This window comes from Pseudomonas sp. KNUC1026, from assembly GCF_021650705.1.
Lineage (GTDB): Bacteria > Pseudomonadota > Gammaproteobacteria > Pseudomonadales > Pseudomonadaceae > Aquipseudomonas.
Window position 1 is genome coordinate 4,398,899 of sequence record NZ_CP087138.1, and the last position, 20,524, is coordinate 4,419,422.

The 20,524-nt window shown below is 55.1% G+C and carries 17 protein-coding genes and 3 pseudogenes; 6 read left to right on the top strand and 14 right to left on the bottom strand.

The window, feature by feature from the left end:
• Positions 1-7 precede the first annotated feature (7 nt).
• Entirely contained in the window at positions 8-1,936 is a 1,929-nt protein-coding gene (locus tag LN139_RS20780) for a protease modulator HflK (RefSeq protein WP_236356481.1), read from the bottom strand.
• A gap of 261 nt (positions 1,937-2,197) precedes the next feature.
• Here LN139_RS20780 and LN139_RS20785 point away from each other — a divergent pair, with 261 nt between their 5' ends.
• The 5 genes and pseudogenes from LN139_RS20785 to LN139_RS20805 all read left to right on the top strand — a co-directional run bounded on the left by LN139_RS20785 (position 2,198) and on the right by LN139_RS20805 (position 6,553).
• Entirely contained in the window at positions 2,198-3,457 is a 1,260-nt protein-coding gene (locus LN139_RS20785; protein WP_236355438.1) for an IS256 family transposase, read from the top strand.
• Between the two features lie 204 nt (positions 3,458-3,661).
• Positions 3,662-4,291: a CDP-alcohol phosphatidyltransferase family protein gene (locus tag LN139_RS20790; RefSeq protein WP_236356482.1), complete on the top strand. Its 630-nt coding sequence runs from the start codon at positions 3,662-3,664 to the stop codon at positions 4,289-4,291.
• Entirely contained in the window at positions 4,278-4,877 is a 600-nt protein-coding gene (locus LN139_RS20795) for a lysophospholipid acyltransferase family protein (RefSeq protein ID WP_236356484.1), read from the top strand. The genes LN139_RS20790 and LN139_RS20795 overlap by 14 nt, the downstream gene beginning before the upstream one ends.
• Positions 4,874-5,817, top strand: a pseudogene (locus LN139_RS20800) (phosphatidate cytidylyltransferase). The gene LN139_RS20795 and the pseudogene LN139_RS20800 overlap by 4 nt, the downstream one beginning before the upstream one ends.
• A gap of 151 nt (positions 5,818-5,968) precedes the next feature.
• Positions 5,969-6,553: pseudogene (locus LN139_RS20805) on the top strand (IS5 family transposase).
• Positions 6,554-6,690: 137 nt separating this feature from the next.
• On the opposite strand, the gene LN139_RS20810 reads toward LN139_RS20805, so the two are convergent.
• From LN139_RS20810 to LN139_RS20870, 13 genes and pseudogenes are all read right to left on the bottom strand, one after another.
• Complete coding sequence (locus LN139_RS20810) at positions 6,691-7,065, bottom strand: barstar family protein (protein ID WP_236356486.1); 375 nt, start codon at positions 7,063-7,065, stop codon at positions 6,691-6,693.
• A 327-nt stretch (positions 7,066-7,392) separates the two neighbouring features.
• Positions 7,393-8,148, bottom strand: a complete 756-nt coding sequence (locus LN139_RS20815) for a hypothetical protein (protein ID WP_236356494.1) — start codon at positions 8,146-8,148, stop codon at positions 7,393-7,395.
• A gap of 280 nt (positions 8,149-8,428) precedes the next feature.
• Positions 8,429-8,698, bottom strand: coding sequence for a hypothetical protein (locus tag LN139_RS20820; protein WP_236356496.1), 270 nt, complete (start codon positions 8,696-8,698; stop codon positions 8,429-8,431).
• A 12-nt stretch (positions 8,699-8,710) separates the two neighbouring features.
• Entirely contained in the window at positions 8,711-9,799 is a 1,089-nt protein-coding gene (locus LN139_RS20825; RefSeq protein WP_236356498.1) for a hypothetical protein, read from the bottom strand.
• A gap of 43 nt (positions 9,800-9,842) precedes the next feature.
• Positions 9,843-10,696, bottom strand: a protein-coding gene (locus LN139_RS20830) for an IS5 family transposase (protein WP_442964345.1) whose coding sequence is annotated in 2 segments (ribosomal slippage) — positions 9,843-10,352 and positions 10,355-10,696 — 852 coding nt in all. Because the reading frame shifts where the segments join, the coding sequence is not laid out codon by codon here.
• Positions 10,697-10,790: 94 nt separating this feature from the next.
• Positions 10,791-13,289: pseudogene (locus LN139_RS20835) on the bottom strand (DUF637 domain-containing protein); the annotation flags it as partial.
• Between the two features lie 1,069 nt (positions 13,290-14,358).
• The gene (locus tag LN139_RS20840) at positions 14,359-14,775 is read right to left on the bottom strand and encodes an SMI1/KNR4 family protein (protein ID WP_236356500.1); all 417 of its coding nucleotides are present in this window, start codon (positions 14,773-14,775) and stop codon (positions 14,359-14,361) included.
• A 269-nt stretch (positions 14,776-15,044) separates the two neighbouring features.
• Positions 15,045-15,539, bottom strand: coding sequence for a hypothetical protein (locus LN139_RS20845; protein WP_329610977.1), 495 nt, complete (start codon positions 15,537-15,539; stop codon positions 15,045-15,047).
• A gap of 116 nt (positions 15,540-15,655) precedes the next feature.
• A complete protein-coding gene (locus tag LN139_RS20850) occupies positions 15,656-16,498 on the bottom strand; it encodes a hypothetical protein (RefSeq protein ID WP_236356504.1) in 843 nt (280 codons plus the stop codon).
• 2 nt (positions 16,499-16,500) lie between these two features.
• On the bottom strand, positions 16,501-16,776 hold the full coding sequence (locus tag LN139_RS20855) for a hypothetical protein (RefSeq protein ID WP_236356505.1): 276 nt from the start codon (positions 16,774-16,776) through the stop codon (positions 16,501-16,503).
• A gap of 186 nt (positions 16,777-16,962) precedes the next feature.
• On the bottom strand, positions 16,963-17,592 hold the full coding sequence (locus LN139_RS20860; RefSeq protein WP_236356507.1) for a hypothetical protein: 630 nt from the start codon (positions 17,590-17,592) through the stop codon (positions 16,963-16,965).
• On the bottom strand, positions 17,589-17,939 hold the full coding sequence (locus tag LN139_RS20865; RefSeq protein ID WP_236356509.1) for a hypothetical protein: 351 nt from the start codon (positions 17,937-17,939) through the stop codon (positions 17,589-17,591). The genes LN139_RS20860 and LN139_RS20865 overlap by 4 nt, the downstream gene beginning before the upstream one ends.
• Before the next feature lie 293 nt (positions 17,940-18,232).
• Positions 18,233-19,477: a hypothetical protein gene (locus LN139_RS20870; protein WP_236356511.1), complete on the bottom strand. Its 1,245-nt coding sequence runs from the start codon at positions 19,475-19,477 to the stop codon at positions 18,233-18,235.
• Between the two features lie 184 nt (positions 19,478-19,661).
• On the opposite strand from LN139_RS20870, the gene LN139_RS20875 reads away from it, so the two are divergent.
• A protein-coding gene (locus tag LN139_RS20875) for an IS5 family transposase (protein WP_442964346.1) occupies positions 19,662-20,515 on the top strand; the annotation gives its coding sequence in 2 pieces (ribosomal slippage) (positions 19,662-20,003 and positions 20,006-20,515; 852 coding nt in all).
• The last annotated feature ends 9 nt before the right edge of the window (positions 20,516-20,524 follow it).

The window sequence follows — 20,524 nt, forward strand, 5'->3', positions numbered from 1 at the left end:
CCACTCCTTAACGAACGGCGCGCGGTGGCGTGGCGTCCACCGGGGCGAAGAAGGTGCGCAGGTCGAGGGTCGGCGCGCTGCCGCCTCCGAGCCGGTGATCGAGTATCAGCAGTTTGCCTTGGGCCAGGCCCAGGCTCAGTTGCGCCAGGTAGCGCTCGAAGATGAACGCCTGGCCGGCGCTGGCATACGCCTGGCGCTCGGCTTCGAAGGTTCGGTCGGCAGCCTGGGCGGCGGCGTGGTTCTCACGGGCCGAGGCTTCGGCCTGGGTGCTGACGTCGAACGCTACCAGCTGCGCTTGGCTCATCTGTTCGGCGGCCGCGCCGCGCTCGCGAGCCACCAGCGCCTGGGCGCTGATCTGCGCAGCCTGCACGGCATGATAGGCGTTGGCGGCACCGGCCGGCGGGTGAATGGCTTCCACCACCGTGGCCAGCACCTCCACGCCGCTACCGAGTTTGTGCAGGTCTGCCTGCACGGCCTCGCCGATGCGTTGCGACAGGCCTTGGCGATCCTCGCCCAGCAGGCCATCCAGGGTGCTGGAGGCCAGGCTGTGCACCAGCACCCGGCTGGCGGTGTCGCGGATCAGTTGCGGTACGTCGGCGCTGTGGTATGTGGCAGCCAGGGCGTCGGCGTCGCTCAGGCCGATGCGGTAGATGAAGCGCACGTCCATGTTCACCACCTGGAAATTCTGCTGCGCGCCGCTGCTGCTGGCGATCACCTGGGTGTTGTCACGCGCGTGGGTAGCGTCCCAGAGGCGGTCGGCGCTCACCGGGGCGGGGCCGTCTGCGGTGGCGGCGCTGGGCGCGGCGGCACCTTCCAGGCCGGTGGCGAGTTCGTGAACGGTGCCGTTTTCCACCGGGATCACTCGGCCCAGCGGCCAAGGCAGCCCCACATGCAGGCCCGGGCCGAGCACCCGCAGCGGGTTGCCGAACTGCTCGTACACGCCCCGGCCGTCCAGTGGCACCTGGCGTACGCCACTGAGTGCCCAGCCCAGCAGCGCCACCACGGTAAACACCGGCAGCGCGGCGCGGCGCATGTAGTTGAAGGCCCAGATCTGCCGCAGGTCGATACCGAAGCGGCCTTTGAGCTCTTGTTGCAGCGCCTGCAGCGGGCGCGGCGGCCAGCGCAGCAGCCCGGCAACGAAGCTGTCGGCCAGCATCGGCGGTTCCAGGCTGGGCCGGCGCGGGCTGAACCATGACAGCACCGCGCGCACCGCCAGCTCCAACGCAACCGCCGCCGGCAGCAGGCCACTGAGGGTCGCCACTCGCGCAGGCCAGAGGTTGTCGGGGCTGTAGAACAGCAGGCAGAGCGCATTGATCAGCAGCTCGGCCAGCGCCACCCGCAAGATCAACGCCAGTGCCCTGGCTTCGGGCCATTGCGCGAGGTTGGCCTGCGTGAGGTGGCGCTCGGCAACCAGCAGGCCGAACGCCAGCAACAGGCTCAGGGCGACGGCGATGTTGCCAGCCATCCCGGCCTGGCCACCGGGGATCGCAAGGTCCCAAGGCAGGCGGATGCACAGCATCGCCAACAGGCTCCAGCCCAGCAGCCATAGCGACGCCAGGCCCAGCCTCCGGGCGCTGCCGAGCAGGCCCCGGCTGATGCGATCCAGCGTGCGTTCGTACCAGCCAGTGGCCTCGGCAGCTACTTCAGCCTTGGCCGGCACGGTGGCGAGCAACGCCGCACGCCAGCGTGCCGGCTCCCGGGCGGCCTGTACAGCCGCCCCTGCGAGCAGAAAGCTTGCGGCCAGGTTGCACAGCACGGTCGGCCACAGCGTGGTGGCCGCGAACAAGCCTGCGAAGGTGGCCGAGGCCAGCAACACGGCTACCAGCGCGGCGCATGCCAGGCCATAACGCAACAGCACCCGCGCCTGCCCCGCCGCGCTCAGCACGCTGGGCAGCTCGCGCACCTCTGTGGCCGCTGCTTGCAGATCGATACCCATCCCCACCCCGAAACATTTCGCAATCTACCGTTACGATATAACGATGGGGGTCAAAATGTCGTGGGGCGCGAGATGAAAAAAGGGTGGTTCAGGGAGGGTTCAGGGTTTGGGGGCATGTAAATCAGCGAACAGAATGTTCAACCCGTGGGAGGTCGGCTGTGCCGAGCGACGCGGTTAGTCCGAGCACCCAGTCGGTTGGTGCTTAAGAGGGACTATCAGTAATTTTGTGTTCGGGCATCACATGCGTTTAAGGTGCATGACATGCCAAGCAAAAAGACCCCGGCCGGCAAGGCCAGAAAAGACCTCCCAGAGATCCCCAAAGACCTGGTCGAACAGTTCGTCAAAGGCCCGATGACAGCTGAGGCGATCCAGGACATCTCGATGGCCTTCAAGAAGGCGTTGGTCGAGCGCGCACTGGGTGCGGAGCTTGGCTATCACTTGGGCTATGCGTCCGGCGAGACGCGCCCGGAAGGCACCGATAACCAGCGCAACGGCACCAGCGGCAAGACAGTGCTGACTGACGATGGCCCGCTCAAGCTGGACATTCCCCGCGATCGCGACGGCAGTTTCGCGCCCATCCTGATTCCCAAGCATGAGCGCCGCTTCACAGGGTTCGACGACAAGATCATCGCCATGTATGCCCGTGGCATGACGGTACGCGAGATCCGTGCGTTTCTGCTGGAGCAGTACGGCACGGACGTCTCTCATGACTTCATCAGTTCTGTTACTGACGCCGTGATGGAAGAAGTGGGTGCATGGCAACAGCGGCCTCTGGAGCCGATGTATCCGGTCATTTTCTTCGATGCCTTGCGGGTGAAGATCCGCGATGAAGGTGTGGTCCGCAACAAGGCGATCTACTTGGCGCTGGGCGTTTTGCCGGACGGCACCCGTGACATTCTGGGTATCTGGATCGAGAACACCGAGGGTGCGAAGTTTTGGTTGAAAGTGTTCAACGACTTGCGCAACCGAGGCGTTGAGGATGTGCTGATTGCCGTCACGGACGGACTCAGGGGCATGCCGGAAGCACTGGCGGCTGTTTACCCTGAAACGACTCTGCAAACCTGCATCGTCCACCTGATCCGCAATAGCCTTGAATACGCCTCCTGGGACAAACGCAAAGGGCTGGCCAAAGCTCTGAAGCCGATTTATCAGGCACTCAATGCCGAGGCCGCCGAGCAGGCATTGAACGACTTCGAGGCTGGGCCCTGGGGCAAGCAGTATCCGACGGTTGTTGCCGCGTGGCGGCGGGCTTGGGATCGCGTGATCCCGTTCTTCGTGTTCCCGCAGGCAATACGCAAGGTGGTCTACACCACCAACGCCATCGAGAGCATCAACGCCCAGTTGCGCAAGATCATCAAGACGCGCGGGCACTTCCCGAATGACGAAGCGGCGACCAAGCTGATCTGGCTGGGACTGCGAAACATCACCGCCAACTGGGGCAAGGCTGCGCATGACTGGAAAAGTGCGATGAATCAATTTGCGATCCTGTATGAAGATCGCTTTACCAGGCCAACCTGGTGATTTCACTGTCCGTCAGGTGACGGGCGTTAACCGCCCGCACACAAAAAATCTGACAGTCCCGCTTAAGATGAGCGACAGATACACGTCGCCCGGCGCAGCCGGCCTCCCACCAAGGCTCAGCTCAGATTGCAAGAGCTAGCACTGCCCCCTCCCATTCTCTGAAACACCCGCTATCATGGCTCACCCCTTCCAGGATGGATCACCATGGACAGCAATCGACGTCCTATACGCGCACGCTCGTCGCGTTGGGCGAACAGCATCACCGCCTTTCTCATCCGCACCGGCATCTCCCCCAACCAGATTTCGCTCATCAGCATCGCTTTCGCGGCACTCGGCGCTGTGGCGATCGTGCTCGACCAGGGCATCGCAGGTTCGGTGCTGTGCATCATTGGCATCCAGGGCCGGCTGCTGTGCAATCTGTTCGACGGCATGGTGGCCATCGACGGCGGCAAGCAATCACCGCTGGGCGCGCTGTTCAATGAATTCCCCGACCGCGTGGCCGATTCACTGCTGCTGATCGCGCTGGGCTACGCCTGCGCATGGCCCGCGCTGGGCTGGTTCGCCGCCCTGGCGGCAGCGCTGACGGCTTATATCCGCGTATTCGGTGGTTCGCTCGGGCTGGCGCAGCGCTTTCTCGGCCCTTTCGCCAAGCAGCAGCGCATGGCAGTGATGACCGGCGCAATGGTGCTCAACGCATTCGAAACCCCGCTATGGGGCAGCCATCACGCGCTGCTGGCCGCGCTCTGGCTGATCGCCTTGGGCTCGGCACTCACCTGTGTTACCCGCACCCGCGCGCTTTGCCGCGACCTGGAGGCCAAGCATGTGGCTCAGTGAACTGCTGGTGGCGCTGCTGCGCCTGCTGCTGGGTATTACTGCGCGCTGGCAGAGCCCGCCGCAGCTGGGCCGCCAGCGCATCTACTTCGCCAACCATTCCAGCCACATGGACACGCTGGCGATCATCTCGGCCCTGCCCAAAGCCGCTCGCCGGCACACGCGCCCCGTGGCCGCCGCCGATTACTGGGGCAAGAACGCCTTCCTGCGCTTCATCTCCGGCCAAGGCCTGCGCGCGGTGTTGATCGAGCGCCACGGGCCGCCAGGGCGCGATGCGCTGGCGCCCGTGGTGGAGGCGCTGGCGCAGGGTGATTCGATCATCCTCTTCCCGGAGGGCACTCGCGGCGATCAGCCCCTGCCGGCGCCGTTCAAGAGCGGGCTGTTCCGCCTGCATCAGCAATTCCCTGACGTGGAGCTGGTGCCGGTGTACCTGCAGAACTTCCACCGCTCGCTGCCCAAGGGCAAGCGCGTGCCGCTGCCGATCCTGTGCAACATCCGCATCGGCGACCCGATCCCGGCGCTGCCCGGTGAAGACAAAGCGGTGTTTCTCGAACGCGCCCGCGAGGCGGTGGTGAGGTTGGCCCAATGAGCATGATGTCCAAATTTCTCTGGTTCGTCGGCATCGTGCTGGCGCTGCTGACCATCGCCTCGGCCACCGGCTGGGTGCTGGCGCGCACGCTCAAACGTGAAAGCCTGGTCGCCACGATCGTGAACCTCAACGAGCGCATCAACGCCTGGTGGTGGATGGTCATCATCTTCCTGGTGTCGTTCTGGATCGGCCCCACCGCCACGCTGGTGCTGTTCGGCTTCATCTCGCTGTTCGCGCTACGTGAATTCATCACCTTGGCGCCGACCCGGCCTGCGGACCACTACGCCTTGTTCGCGGCGTTCTTCGTGTTGATCCCGGCGCAGTACTGGCTGATCGGCACGCACTGGTACTCGATGTTCACCCTGCTGATCCCGGTGTATGCCTTCCTGCTGCTGCCGGCCATCGCCGTGCTCAGCGGCGACACCAGCCAGTTCATGGAGCGCACCGCGAAGATTCAGTGGGGGTGATGATCAGCGTCTACTGCATCAGCCACGCCCCCGCGCTGTTGCTGCTCGACCTGCCCGGCTATCAGGGCCAGAACGCCTTGCTGCTGTTCTATCTGATCTTCGTGGTGCAGATCAGTGATGTGCTGCAGTACGTGTTCGGCAAGTTGTTCGGCAAGCACAAGGTGGCGCCGTCGGTGAGCCCTTCCAAGACCGTAGAAGGCCTGGTAGGTGGAGGCCTGGCGGCGACGTTAGTGGGCGGTGGGCTGTTCTGGATGACGCCGTTTAGCTTCGTTCAGTCGCTGACCATGGCGTTGCTGATCGTGACCATGGGCTTTCTCGGTGGGCTGGTGATGTCGGCGATGAAGCGCAGCCTGAGTGCGAAGGACTGGGGGACGATGATCAAGGGGCACGGCGGGATGCTGGATCGGATGGATTCGATCTGCTTTGCGGCGCCGGTGTTTTTTCATGTGACGCGGTATTTTTTTAGTCCGTGAGGGTGGAGGGCTCTTTTGCGGGGGCCCTCGCCTTACTGCAGCCTGATCAGAAGATCTAGGCTCTGTACGTAATTGGCAGAAACTCAGCCAAACCCACACCGCAGAGCAGTTGCCGTAGAGTCTCCCGCCATCCAGGGAAAGGAATCCTCTGATGGCCAGTCGGTACGATATTTCGGATGAAGCTTGGGATTTGGTAGCGGATCTTTTCACAGGTCCGCAGCGCAAAGGTCGCCCCCGTCGTGATGATCGGCAGATGCTCAATGGCATCCTGTGGGTACTCTGTTCGGGAGCACCATGGCGCGACATGCCGGAGGATTTCGGGCCCTGGTCAAGCGTCTATCAGCGCTTTCGCGATTGGCGAAACCAACGTGTCTTCAGCCAGATGCTCAAACGGCTGCAACTGAAGCTCAACGAAAAAGGCCGGATCGATCTGAAGACCTGGATGATCGATTCAACCGCCATACGTGCCTCCCGCTCGGCCTCCGGCGCGGGTAAAAAGGGGGCCTGACGAACCCGCCGATCATGCTCTAGGCCGCAGCCGCGGAGGCTTCACCACCAAGATTCATATGCTGTGCGACGCTAACGGCATTCCTCTTCGCTTTCTGCTCTCCGGTGGCAACAGCGGATGTTCGGCTGGCTCAAAGACAACCGCAGAATTGGTACGCGCTATGACAAGCTGGCAGAGAGCTTTGCCGCTATGGTTTCGCTGGCGTGCTCGTTGCGGTGTTTAGAATAGTTGGTTTCGTACAGAGCCTAGAGATGGCGTTGTCGATCAGATACTTGAACTGCGCCGCGTTGCTGGCCAAGCCGTCGAGCAGGCTTTGGCCAGTGCGCTTTGCCTTTCAGTGACTATGTTCACGTATAAAACGTAAGCTAAATTTTTAAAATCTCCTCAATAGCAGCCCTATCATTATTTTTAAAAAAAATCTTGAGCGTATGCTTATTATCAAAACCCCAGTCCAAAACTGCATCGCGAAGAATTTCTATATACAACTTCAATTCATTTCGCGGCAAGCCAGGTAGCGATTCATGAACAACCACGATCTCATTAAGTGGAATCCAATCAAAATCTCTCAAACAATCGTATAAAGCATCCCAATTGAAACCGAAATATCCGGGAAACCAAAGCATATAATAAATTGCTTTAAATAATTCATCCTTGTCTTTAATAAAAGGATTAACTCGAACGCAGAAGCTTTCTGCGAAATCGCGAGACGGCAAATCGTCTACAAAGATAAATGGCAACATATACTTTTACTCACACATCCACTTACTTGATTTATAATTTCTTGGATTTTATCTCAGCACTTTTTTAAATCAATTTAGGATAGCCAGCTAATTTTTAATAGTAGTTTCTCCCACCAACTCAGCTTCGCCTTGCCATTTGAAAGCGCAAGGCCTATAGAAAACAGAACCTAAACAACTGAGCATCTATTTAAACTAAACCCTTGCACAGCCGGGAGTTTTCACCATGGTCAGCTTCAATGCAACCAACTTCCTGAACAGACTTTTCTGATCCTCTGCCAATCATTTACAAAAATCCGGAACGTATTCGGCGCTAGCTCATTTATTTAATTAAAAAGGTGACTTCACATCAGGCATGTATTGATAGGCCATCAGTACTGCATCCAAGGGGGCGTCAACACCGCCCAATTTGCAATTTACTATATTAATCCACTTCACTGCTGTGCTGACCTGCCCCTTGCTAAGCCAGTCTTTTTCGAGATTCTCCCTCAAGAACTTTTTCCCCATATCAAAAAGTTTGTTTTTATCGAAAACCCCTTCGATTTTGGATCTGCATAATTTATACGCATATTTGCGTTGCGATTTTCCAGGCGACTTTATTTCTGAAACACCGTGATATTTTTCATAGGCAGAAATACCTTTTTCATATTCTTCCGCAAGAAAGCATGCTGTGACATACTCGTCTAAAAACCAACTACCCAGCCCTGCCTTACCCCAATTCTGTATATTTTCGGACTTTTCCAACCAATTGGATGCTACGGCCCAACATGAAACTTCAGCCTGGTCCTGCATAACCCAAGCTCCGATACTGCGATACTGATGTAGCCGAGCCATATAAAAATCAAGATCGCCCCCGAAGCTATCCTTCCTCGATATTGCCAATTCAATTCTAGATATCATTTCGGGCATGTAACATTGAACTTGATCATAACACCCAACAAGCCACCCCCAAAATATGGTGTCTATCGAGTGACACGCTAAATTTCCAAGCGCAACACTTTGTTCCGGCTTTTCCTTTAGCGAACGCAACCCCGAACTCAACACATGTTTTTTTCTATCAAACATATCCAAGCTTTTCACATTCATATTCTCTTACCGTTAACATAAACAGCTGGGACAGAGTTTTTCGCTGCTCCAGCTCCAACAGTATTCGCCTTGAAATTTCCTGACCTTATATTCTTTAAAGCTTGATCCTTAATATCATCCAACAATGATTTTGATACTGGTTTCCCCCAGCGTCCCAATTGCACGCCCCATCGGAACAATGTATGCGCCTGGATCGCCTGCCACTGCCGGTAAGGCTCGTGCCGAGGGCTCCGAGGCGGAAAAATAGCGTCTACTTCAGATCAACCCTAGGTATTTACAGTTAGCAAGAAACATTCAAACCGCAAGCAGAGATAAAATCATGCACCGGCATATCAAGAAAGCTATTCGCCCCAGCGGAAAGAACATCTTGCAACCGGACGATGCCTTTTTCAAAATTCAAAGAAACGTCAAAGCAATTAAATTCGAATTCCCTAAGCAGGACGCTTTTTGAGCAAATTCGCTCATCAAAGGCGTTTTTCAGAATAGAGCGCACGCTGTCGTCCAACTCCTGAGCGACAAATCGATCTATTAGTGTGTCAACACTACTCATAGCCATCCCTTACTAGTATGGGAATGCAGTATGAATCACTCCATCCCGAACATTTATCTTGATTGTCGACGTTGGAGCGCCTGAAATATTAGTTCCAATCACCTTACCTGCATTGTACTCAACAATGTATCCCCCTGGGCCGTTAGGAGTTACCTTCCCATATCTTAGTGCGCTATCAACATAATTAGAGACATCTTTAATAGATGTTCCCTCCGAAAACTTACCAATATTCACAAATCCTGAATCAGGCCCATGCCGATAGAATACATGCTCGATACCTGTCATCAAACCGCCTTTTTTATATGTGTTCGCGCCCCATGATGCATCTATTTGTTTCGGCGCTGGCAATGCCTTAATTGTGTCATCGACGGCCGTCCCAGTAGCTTTTGTACCTGTTGCAGGCCCAACCAAGTCAGACGGATAATACGCTCTCTCCACCACATCGCCACCGGCAGAAACGCCCTTCCCCCCGGCCGTAACCAACCCTTTTGCCGTTGTTCCCAGCCCAACGGCAGCAAGCGCACCCGTTACTGCATTACCCGCCAACGCCCATCCATTCTTGTCGTCAATGGCCTTCAGGCCGCCAACGACTGACCCACCCCCCATCGCACTTAGCGATAAAACCTGAATCGCACGTCCTGGCAAACCACCTAAAAACTCAAGCGCCGCCTGGCCGATATTCGCCTCGCCCTGCGTATGGTTATTGATAGTGATGTATTGCTTTGCTTTGTCATAAATCTTTTCGTCGGGCCCCTTTCCTCGCAGCCAAGCAATATTGCCCAACAGGCTATCGCTGTGTTCCCGGTTTACGACTGCCTCCTGCTTCTGCGCCTCCTCGCTCGCAGCAAAGTAGTTCGGATAGGTTCGGTAGCCGGGACCTTCAGTCAACAGTCCTTTCAATAGCTGCTGGGCGACTGCAGTTCCGTACACCTGCTGCTGCTGATAGGTGTACACCTGCAGGTAGGCCTGTAAATCAGTCCTATCCTGGGCCGTCATGAGCTCAGGGCTAAGACGAGCTTTTTCCAGAAGATAATCACTTTGCTGATCGGCTTCGTAGAGTGCAATCAGTTGCGCAGAAGCAGCCGGGTCATGGTCTTCCATTACCTTTTTCTTGAGCTCTTCAAGCCGTTCTCGGGCCTGGTGGCTAGGCTCTGTACGAAACCAACTGTTTTAAACACCGCAACGAGCACGCCAGCGAAACCATAGCGGCAAAGCTCTCTGCCAGCTTGTCATAGCGCGTACCAATTCTGCGGTTGTCTTTGAGCCAGCCGAACATCCGCTCAATGATGTTCCGCTGCGCGTATTTGGGCTTGTCGAACAGGCGAGGCAAGCCCGGTTTCGGCTTGCGCTTCATCATCCGAAGGGGAATGACGGGCTGCATTCGATAGCGGTCGCAGTATTGGCGCAGCGCCTCGGCGTCATAACCTTTGTCTGCTAGTAGCCATCTGCAGCGCTTGCGTGGCCGGCCACGTACAGTCGGAAGATGGGCGCCGTCCAGGAGGGGTTGGGCGTAGTTGATGTCGCTTGCGTTGCCACCGGAGAGCAGAAAGCGAAGAGGAATGCCGTTAGCGTCGCACAGCATATGAATCTTGGTGGTGAAGCCTCCGCGGCTGCGGCCTAGAGCATGATCGGCGGGTTCGTCAGGCCCCCTTTTTTACCCGCGCCGGAGGCCGAGCGGGAGGCACGTATGGCGGTTGAATCGATCATCCAGGTCTTCAGATCGATCCGGCCTTTTTCGTTGAGCTTCAGTTGCAGCCGTTTGAGCATCTGGCTGAAGACACGTTGGTTTCGCCAATCGCGAAAGCGCTGATAGACGCTTGACCAGGGCCCGAAATCCTCCGGCATGTCGCGCCATGGTGCTCCCGAACAGAGTACCCACAGGATGCCATTGAGCATCTGCCGATCATCACGACGGGGGCGACCTTTGCGCTGCGGACCTGTGAAAAGATCCGCTACCAAATCCCAAGCTTCATCCGAAATATCGTACCGACTGGCCATTAGAGGATTCCTTTCCCTGGATGGCGGGAGACTCTACGGCAACTGCTCTGCGGTGTGGGTTTGGCTGAGTTTCTGCCAATTACGTACAGAGCCTAAGAAAGTTATATTGCGTAGCACTGGCATTCACCGCTGACGCCACTTCCACACTCTTCTGATCCCCGCCCTGCAACGACGCAGACAACACACCAATCAACTGCGAATTCATCACCAGCAGGCGTTTTTTGTCCTCTGGCGCCATACCGCTGTAGGCGTCCGACAGCGACTTCACGATCGCCTCATTCACACCGGCCGCCAGCGCACCCGTTTTGAAATCACCGCCCATGGCTTCGGCAGCCAAGCCGCCCATTAACGCGTGCAGGCCGATCTTCGCCGCTTTGCCGTCGTCGAAGCCGTAGTCCCTGCCGATGTCACCCACCAGGTTGAACCCGGCAGCCACGAAGGTGTTCACCAGGCTCTGTTGCAGCGCATCACCCAGGCTACCCTTCTGCCCCAGCGCCTTGTTCAACAGCGCGGAGGTACTGTTTTGCAGTGTCTGGCTAGCTGCGAACTGGCCAATACCCGACCAGGTGGACAGCCCGTTCTTTGCCGTGACAGCAGCGGTATTGCTGAGGGCGTTGGAAGTGCTGGAGGTTTTTGCAGCCCCTTCCACTGCGCTTTGCCCGGTTTGAGTACTGGTCCATTCGTCATACAGCCCCGCCGTCAAACCGGCCGTGATGCCGGAAACCGCATAGCCCTTGAGCGCATCCTTGGACACGACCTGTTTGAGTGTCAGCCCCAGGTCGCCGCCGTTGTTGATGAACCCGATTCCTGCATTGCTGGCCATGCCGACCAACACAGCTGAGGCTGCGGCGTTGGCCCAACCGGCCGCAGCTCCAGCAGTCGTCGCGGTTGCAGCGGTACTGGCGGCCCAGGCGCTGCCGGCAGTCACGCTCGCGCCTGCGCTGCTTGCAGCACCCGCCACCAACCCACTGGCCGCGCCCGCCGTGAAGTACGCAATGATGATCGCGATCACCAGTTGTGCCGCCCCGCCCAGCCCGGAGTGGCTGTACTTGTACGAGTCGTGCACTTCCTTGACCTGCCGCCAGTCCACGTCACCGCGGGCTTCGGCGTCTTTCAGCCAGGCCAGGTCCGGGTTCACCGCCACCATCGCGTCGATGGTCTGGTGCACGCTTTGCTGATTCACCTCCTTCACGTCCACGGTGATCCGCTGGGCGGCCTGGATCATCAGCTCGCCCTGCACCGCCATTTCGGTCTGGCGCACGGTTTCGTCGGTGCGGCCCTTGCCGCTCATGCTGTTCCAGACCGCCGAGTTGCTGCTCTTCTCGTGGCTCTCCTGATGCAGGTCCTTCACCGCCTCGAAGGTGACTGCCCCGCCGCTGTCGATGGTCAGGTCCTTCGCGGTCTCAAGCCGGGCGCCCTGATAGGTCTGGTCGCCACCGCTGGCCAGGGTGATATCCCCGCCCGCCTTGACCTGGCTGCCAACGTTGGTGACATCCGTCACCTCATCGCGCTGGGTCTTCTTGCTGCCGAAGCCGCCCTTCTTCTTCATGTCGTACAGCGAGTAGTCGCTGTCCTGGGCGGCGAGCAGGTTCAGTTTCCCGCCGGCCACCAGGTACGCTTCGTTCGCGGCGGTTAGGTTGCTGGCGGTGACGGTCATGTCCTGCCCAGCGCTCAGATCGAGGTTGCCGCCAGAGGTGATGGTGGTGCTCACCTGGCTGACATGATCCTCCTGCGCCGTCACCTTCTTCGTCTTGGCATACAGGTGCGACTCATCCGCCGCCGCGCTCACCAGCAGGTTCTCACCCGCCGCCACCGCCACATCACGCTTGGCCTCCAGCTGGCTCGCGACCAGGCTCACGTCGCGCCCGGCCTGGATGCTCAGGTCACGCCCGGCGGTGGCGCGAGCCCCTAGCTGGGTGATGTCGCTGCTGTTGCGGTTGCTGTCCAGGTACAGGCTGTTGTTCACCTGGGTGGCGTCGACATTCACATCGCGGCCGGCGCGCAGCGCCAGGTCGCGGCCGCTTTGCAGCACGCCGCCGGTGTTGCTGATGTCACGCCCGGCGCTGATCGCCAGGTCGTTGGCCGCTTCGATGCGCGCGGCGCTGTCGGCGAAGCCGCGCTGTTCGGTCTTGGTGCCGGCGCTGCTTTGGTGGGTGGTCAGCGTACGTTCGTTGATCACGTCGCCGTTGATCGCCGTGGCGCTCACGTCGCGCCCGGCGATGATGCCGCCGGCCTTGTTGACGATGGTGTTGCCTGCCAGCAGGTCCAGGCTGCCGCCGGCCTGGATCAGCCCGCTGTTGGTCAGGTCGCCGGCGGCCTTGGCGCTCAGGTTGTTGCTGGCCTTGAGGGTGCCGACGTTGGTCAGGTCCTTGCCGGCGATCAGGCTCACGTCGTTGCCGGCGATCAGTGCGCCGTTGGGGCCCAGCCGGCCGTTGGCCTGGGCAAGGTACACCACCGGCACCAGTACCTGCTCGCCGTTCACTTCCTGGCTCTCCAGCCAGACGATGTCGTCGAGATCGTAACCGAGCTTGCCGAGCAGGTAGTCCGAGTTCAGGAGCTGGTGCAGGTCGGTGAGGGCTGGATCGGTTTTGATCGGGCGGGTTGCTGGTATGGAAAGGAATCGCTACCCTTGCGCGTCGCTGTCAATCCAGCGACCGGGTTTGGCGACTCGGACAGGCAAAGGCGTATCAGCGCCTACCGCTCTTAACCTTGGGCGCTTTTTTGTGCCTCGAGTTAAGTGTTATGGCGGCTGTGCGCGGGAGACTTTCGGGTCTGCCGGGTTCCTTTGCCCCGGTTCGCCAACCTGCGTACAGCTGCCACCCATCTCGTTTGGCGACGGGAGTGGCAGCTTCAATCGGCAAAGGCGTATAGAAATGAATTACTCGAATATTGGAAAGGTGCATCCACTAACTCATGGCCCGAAAGGGCTAAATGAAACAAGGGGATATTTCAATCGCCTGCCACCGGGCACTCAAGTGAATATGGTGATGCTTGGAGGTGCGAAATGAGTTCAGTCTCCCAAATTTGCACCTATCTAGAAACGCTATCCGGTGGGTTGCCACAAAATTTCAGGCATGCCTTAAGACTCGAAATCGAGTCTCTCAAAGAAATCAATAAGCTTCTGGAAGACTCACGGCAGCGACTGAGCGATAACTGTTGTGCAGCAACTGTATTTCTAAAGGTACTGGATGCTGCGGATAGCACACAGATTGGGAGCAACGACCTGCACTGTTTGTTGTTACCTGTGAAAAACTCAATCTACCGGGCGTGTTGTATTCTGGATGAGGCGCTCGGATAGTCGGCTGTTGTTTTCAAAACAGTCCTCATTAGCTACTGTAACTAAGCCTTGTGTTTCGATGACGCAAGGCTTTGCGAACTCATGAATACTTCGCCATTCCACTCCAATAAACCTTCCGCATTTAAAAATTCAAGATTCTATTCATGAAAGTCATACAGCTGGGAATGATTCAAAGCCACACGCAGTGAGCAGATAGTCGCCAACCCCACATTGCAGTTAAGCGTTGGTGAAATTTTCACACCACGACCTGCTCATACACTCGAGCGTTTTTCAATCAATGTCTTTATGTATTTCAGCTTTTCCAATATAAAATCAGAAAATGTTTGACTCAGAACATCAAGCTCATCCCACTCAGAGTTGATCTCTATAATCCTCCAATCATTTTCGCGTCAAAAGCATACAACACATCACTTGAGTTTCCGCCAAATACATATAAAGCTTCATACCCTTCAATTGGGCGACCACATATATCTGAATATTTATTCAGCCCGTCATCGAGATAGAATGCTGCGTCTAGCTCTCCATATCCAAACTCACGGACAAATTCTAAGTAATCTGATGGAACCCTATGCTGAAGCGATTTATCAATATCTACCGACACCACACTTACATCTTTCACGCGATAACCGAAATTACCTTCATACTTTTCAGAGGACACAATTGCTTCGATCAAAAACATTAGCTCGTTATTATTCTTCATATTAAGTACCAAATGCTTTTTCAGCTGCTCCCTAGCCCTTTGAATAACACGCTGATGCTTGCAAAGGTTAATCTTCTGCAACCGCTTACGACTTTTCCCCATTCCCGACCACGCTTACTGCGCAGGTAGCGACCATCGATCTAACAGCATCCGCCACAGCCGACTAATCTCAGATCGCGCAGACTACAGGCTCTTATTCAGAACGCCCTAATTAATGAAGTCGATCAAATTTATCGAACGGCAGTCACTGGATTCAATTTCATCAATTCAGAACTCTACCCTTTGAGCAAATGCACGAAAAGTTCTAGTCATTAAGATCGACCAGTTCGAGCCTTGTCTTCACCACGGGATCATATAAACAAAAACTTCCAATAATCATCACCATCAACCATCCAATATCGCTCGGAGGTTGGAATCAGAAAATTAAAATCTGCACATTGAGCGAACCAGTCCGGGTATGCTGAGCTTTCATGGTCACGATAATCATCCATGTGCATGAATATTTTTCTGTCGAAATTTATGTAAAATCCTGGAAGTCTGGATTTTACTACGTTAGCTTGCTCAAATAACTTCTGCGTCAGACCTTCACCGGTCAAGAAATAACGCTCAATATCTTCGAATATTTTCTGGCCTCCGCCTAAGCATCCTCTTAAATCATCTGAAGATAGGATTTTTACGCTCGAAGAAGTTAGATATTGCAAGAAGTTATCAGCGGTTAATTTCAATACCCCACCTCGGAACTCTCTACATGATTGCTCGTATTGCTCTTGCGTTATTTCCCCATCCTTAAGATAAGATTGATAGTCTCTTTCCGCATCGAGGCAAATATTGTACTTTTCATCCACGACCCAGTAGCTTCTTCCAAAATGCACATAGAAACAAATTCCTTTGTCTCCGTTCCAGAGGTCCTTGAGAATAGATTCTTCAAGCATAATGTTCAAAAGCCAATTAAAAATTGCACCTAGAAAATAAAAACCTCATTATAGGCATCTTCTACTTTTTGAGAAACCTCATCGGAAACCGCATTAAATGAAGCGCATGCACTTAAGCAAAAATCAATTAGTTCATTATTAGGTAGGGCAGCTGTCCCAACGACCTTGGCAAATGCAACAACCTCAAAAACGAAAACATTGAAGGGTGAGAATATAAACTCTGCTCGCCACTGATCGTTCCCATCACTGGAGTGGGCTTTATGATAGTCAACGAGCTCGAAAAATCCTTGAACAGATACCCTAGCGAACTCAACAGAAACTGTCTTAAAGATACTATCTTGAATATCCACGCTGACCTGAGATGGATCTTTCTTCATCATATATAGCCAGACCATAAAAGATTCAAAAGGCCTTTTTTTAAAATAAACCTCTCGAAGAGATTCAAAACGGTAAACCCTCAGCAGCATCTCTCCCAATTCGTCGGACAAGTATCTCTCGTTCACAGCAATGACAGCCGCAAGAGTACAACAAAGTAAATCAATGACATGAAGTAATCTTGTGCTTTTCTCTTCCTGACTCCCAAATCCAGCCATTATGCACTCGATTGAGATTTTAATACTCCAGTACGAATATATAATAGACTTCGAAAAGACCACCCCTTGATCAAGGTCACTATCGTAGCAATAAACTTGGGCCTGCGTCCCATGATGAACTGATAATGCTCTAAGGTGGCTGGCCACGCTCATCATGCTAGGTCGGTCTTTCTTAGAAAGGGCCAGCATAAGACCCTGTGTGTAGAGATCGAGGCCTTCCTCGTTATTAGCTAGCCACTTTCGCGCGGCCTTGATATTTGAATCGAGATAGCTAGACATATTTATCTTACCCACAGAGAAACACGGACAACCTTATTCCGAAGGTCGACTCCAATTGCATTTCCACTAACACTCTGTAGACCCAACTCCTTATCAGCCAGCACCTCGTCAAGCAAGGTCTGAGCTTTATATTTTTCAGCAACTGGCATATTTTTATATTTCCCCTGCCCGTTTGCTGCTTGTTCCAACACATCTTGAACAAAAAAGTCCATAGACTTTTGCCGATCCGATAAATTTGCGATATTCCCCACTGATGAACTTTTCACTTCTGAGAACACCAGTCTACCATCAGAGGATTCCTTTCAATTAATAGCGGGAAACTCTACGGCAAATGGCCTGCGGTACGGGTTTGGCTGAGTTTCTGCCAATTACGCACAGAGCCTAAGCCAGCCCCAAGATAGGCTTGATCTGTTCATTCATTTGTACAAAAGTCTCATAGCACATGTTCGGGTCATCGTTGAGAATTAAATAGACCCCCCCATCAGCGGTACCGCCATACGACACTTTCCTTCCAGTCGTGCAATGACTTCATCAGGGCCATAGCCTAGAGCGCTCTGACAAAGGTCTGCATCCCAGAACTGGGCAGGATGTAGAGTATAGATATTGTTGCGACCATCAACGTCTAAAGTTTTATCTTCTCGCAACCGATTATAAGTCGCATTGTTATCGCTTAGTCCTCCTTGGTAATAAAGACTATATAGGTCATAGGATACATGGGCCCTATAACCCTTGAAAGCCTCAATTAATCTTGGCAAGTACACATTCACAATAAGCCTATAATCAATAGCCTTGTTTGATGCCTTAAACCCAAACCGCAAGTGTTCGTCATAGGATGCCCTATCTTCATATATGTATCGATCACCACGGTATGCATAATCCCCCACGCACCGGAGCCCTCTGATGGGAAATTTAACTGTATAGGTAGCAACTAACCCGTCGCCACAACTCGGAGCAGCCGGAAGCTCAAGACCCGCAAACCCTAAAGGAGCGTCAATCCGGGACATCCTATCGATGATTTCAGCATGTCGCTGATTTATAGATAGCGCTCTATCAGGACGCGCATAAAACCATAGCTCTATATCTGCTGCACTCATGGGGTTCTCGTCCTAGTACTAACAATGCTATCGAAACCATTGGATCGGATAAAAACTTTAGCCTGCGCCTCGACTTTTTGGTTTGGAAACTCATATACAACTTTATACCCGGGATTCTGCTCAACGGCAGATTTAACACGCTGCAGAGTATCCAAAACCGCCTTCTGCGTTGAGGGGCTCCAGATGGCCAGCTTTGTCTTTGCATCAATTAACATAACCAACGAACCATCAGCTGCCGCCTCAATCCCATCAAATTTTACAAAATTGACGCCGTTTTCATTAGGGTGGGTGTAGCGCAGCGCCGGCACCCCCTCCCTTACCTGTCGATAAATCAGTAAACGGGCCATTGGTACCCGCCTGAAAGTCCTGCGCCGCAGGCTTTCCTTTTGGACCTTCCGCAACATAAATCAGACCTTTATTTTCACCAACTAAGGCTCTTGCCTCAGTCTCGGTAAATACCCGAGTATTGAGGTTTGGGAGTAGATCATCGACCTTGCTTCCGGGCCCTTTTGCACCGTTGGAAGGTATGGTTTCAGAGTCGGGTAGTGGGCTCGGCAAGCTTGCCTTGGGCAAGTCACCAACCGATGCCGAATAGCTTCCCTCGAATACCTTACCATCCGGCATGGTGACCTTCATCGTATCACCATCCACTACAACCAAACTGCCCCTGGGTGCAGCTGATCCCATTTTTCAGCAAAACGTCATTGGTCAAAAGAACAGTCGTGTCCTTTTGAATCTCAGCACTGCCAAGCTTCTCGGCACTTCCCACCAATATGAAATTCGGAATCTCTGACTTGGCCAGCTCCTTGCCAGCCACTTCTACTGCGGCCTTTTCAGCGCTGTTACGCAAGAACGCCTTGATCACAGAGCCCGCGCCGCCGGGCCCGGCCAAAGCTAGAATGATTTCAATGTCAGCGGTGAACGGCCTACCCCCACCAATGGCAGCAAGCGCCAAATCCTCATACATTTCAGAAAGATGAGATGGATTCGTCGATCCATAGGCGATTTCGAAAAACTTCTTCGCTGCTGTCGCATCACCGAATTGCGCTTTCCACGTCTCCGGGACCGGGTCCTGACCGGGCAGCGCCCCGTCCAGATCGAACGTGACATCACGCGCCAGGGTGTTGAACAGCAGAGCATCCTTGTATTGCGCCTTGGACGCCTGGAATGCATAGACAGGCTCGCCATCTGCAACTATCGGGCTGCCATCTGCCCAGGTAACAGCGGTCTTTGTATCTGCCATCCTTTGCACAGAGTTGTAGGCAGTGGCCAGGACATTCAGGAAAACCTGATAGCTGTTTGATCCTTTGTCCCTTTGGGCGGCTATCAAATCGCTGAGCTTCTGAGACTCCTTCTCATCGACAGTGGCGCTGCTAACAATCAGCAGCAGGTCCTTCCAGGTCAGGCTATTCAGAGCCAACTCTGTCTTGGTCAACTCGGCGAGGCGGTCAGCCTCTTCCGCGATCAGCTTCTTTTCTTTCTCATGAAGCTGACGGTTGAAGGCCTCCACAGTTGCAGCTGCCTGCCCGGCCGTAGCTCGGCCAGCGGTGTCGGTAGCACTCGCTGCACCTAAGGAAGCGGCGACCAAGGTAGAGATGGCTTTACGGTTCAACTCATCCTTGGCAAGCCCGCTCTTCCCAAGCATGTCCTCGATGCCTGGCATCAATGCTGCTGAAAGCCCCGCACCGATCGCACCACTTTGCACACTCCCGCCCGCAAGGCCTTGCAATGCACCAGCGGCCGCGTGGAGCGCCACGCGTGCAGCTCCGCCCTCCTCCCATGCCGCGCGAGTCGAGGCATCCGTGGCTTCCTGAGCCTTGCTGTCGGAGTAGTCGGCGATGCGTTTGGCAACGTCCTGAGCAGTCGTGTTGGCGACGATACCCACGGTCGTTGCAGCACCGGTTCCGCCTAAACCTGCTGCAAGAGCGGTTTTTAAAACAGTTGGTTTCGTACAGAGCCTAGCGAACTGCGCTTTAGGCTCTGTACGTAATTGGCAGAAACTCAGCCAAGCCCATGCTTCAGGCCATTTGCCGTAGAGTCTCCCGCCATCCAGGGAAAGGAATCCTCTGATGGCCAGTCGATACGATATTTCAGATGAAGCTTGGGATTTGATTGCGGATCTTTTCATAGGCCCGCAGCGCAAAGGCCGCCCGCGTCGTGATGACCGGCAGATGCTCAATGGCATCCTGTGGGTACTCTGTTCGGGAGCACCATGGCGCGACATGCCGGAGGATTTCGGGCCCTGGTCAAGCGTCTATCAGCGCTTTCGCGATTGGCGAAACCAACGTGTCTTCAGCCAGATGCTCAAACGGCTGCAACTGAAGCTCAATGAAAAAGGCCGCATCGATCTGAAGACCTGGATGATTGACTCGACCGCCATACGCGCATCCCGCTCGGCTTCCGGCGCGGGTAAAAAAGGGGGCCTGACGAACCTGCCGACCATGCTCTAGGCCGCAGCCGCGGGGGCTTCACGACCAAGATTCACATGCTGTGCGACGCTAACGGCATTCCTCTTCGCTTTCTGCTCTCCGGCGGCAATGCCAGCGACATCAACTACGCCCAACCCCTCCTGGACGGCGCCCACCTCCCGACTGTTCGTGGCCGGCCACGCAAGCGCTGCAGATGGCTTCTGGCAGACAAAGGCTATGACGCCGAGGCGCTACGCCAATACTGCGACCGCTATCGAATGCAGCCCGTCATTCCCCTTCGGATGATGAAGCGCAAGCCGAAACCGGGCTTGCCTCGCCTGTTCGACAAGCCGAAATACGCGCAACGGAACATCATCGAGCGGATGTTTGGCTGGCTAAAAGACAACCGCCGAATTGGTACGCGCTACGACAAGCTGGCGGAGAGCTTTGCCGCTATGGTCTCGCTGGCGTGCTCTTTACGATGTTTAAAACAGTTGGTTTCGTACAGAGCCTAGTACTACAGT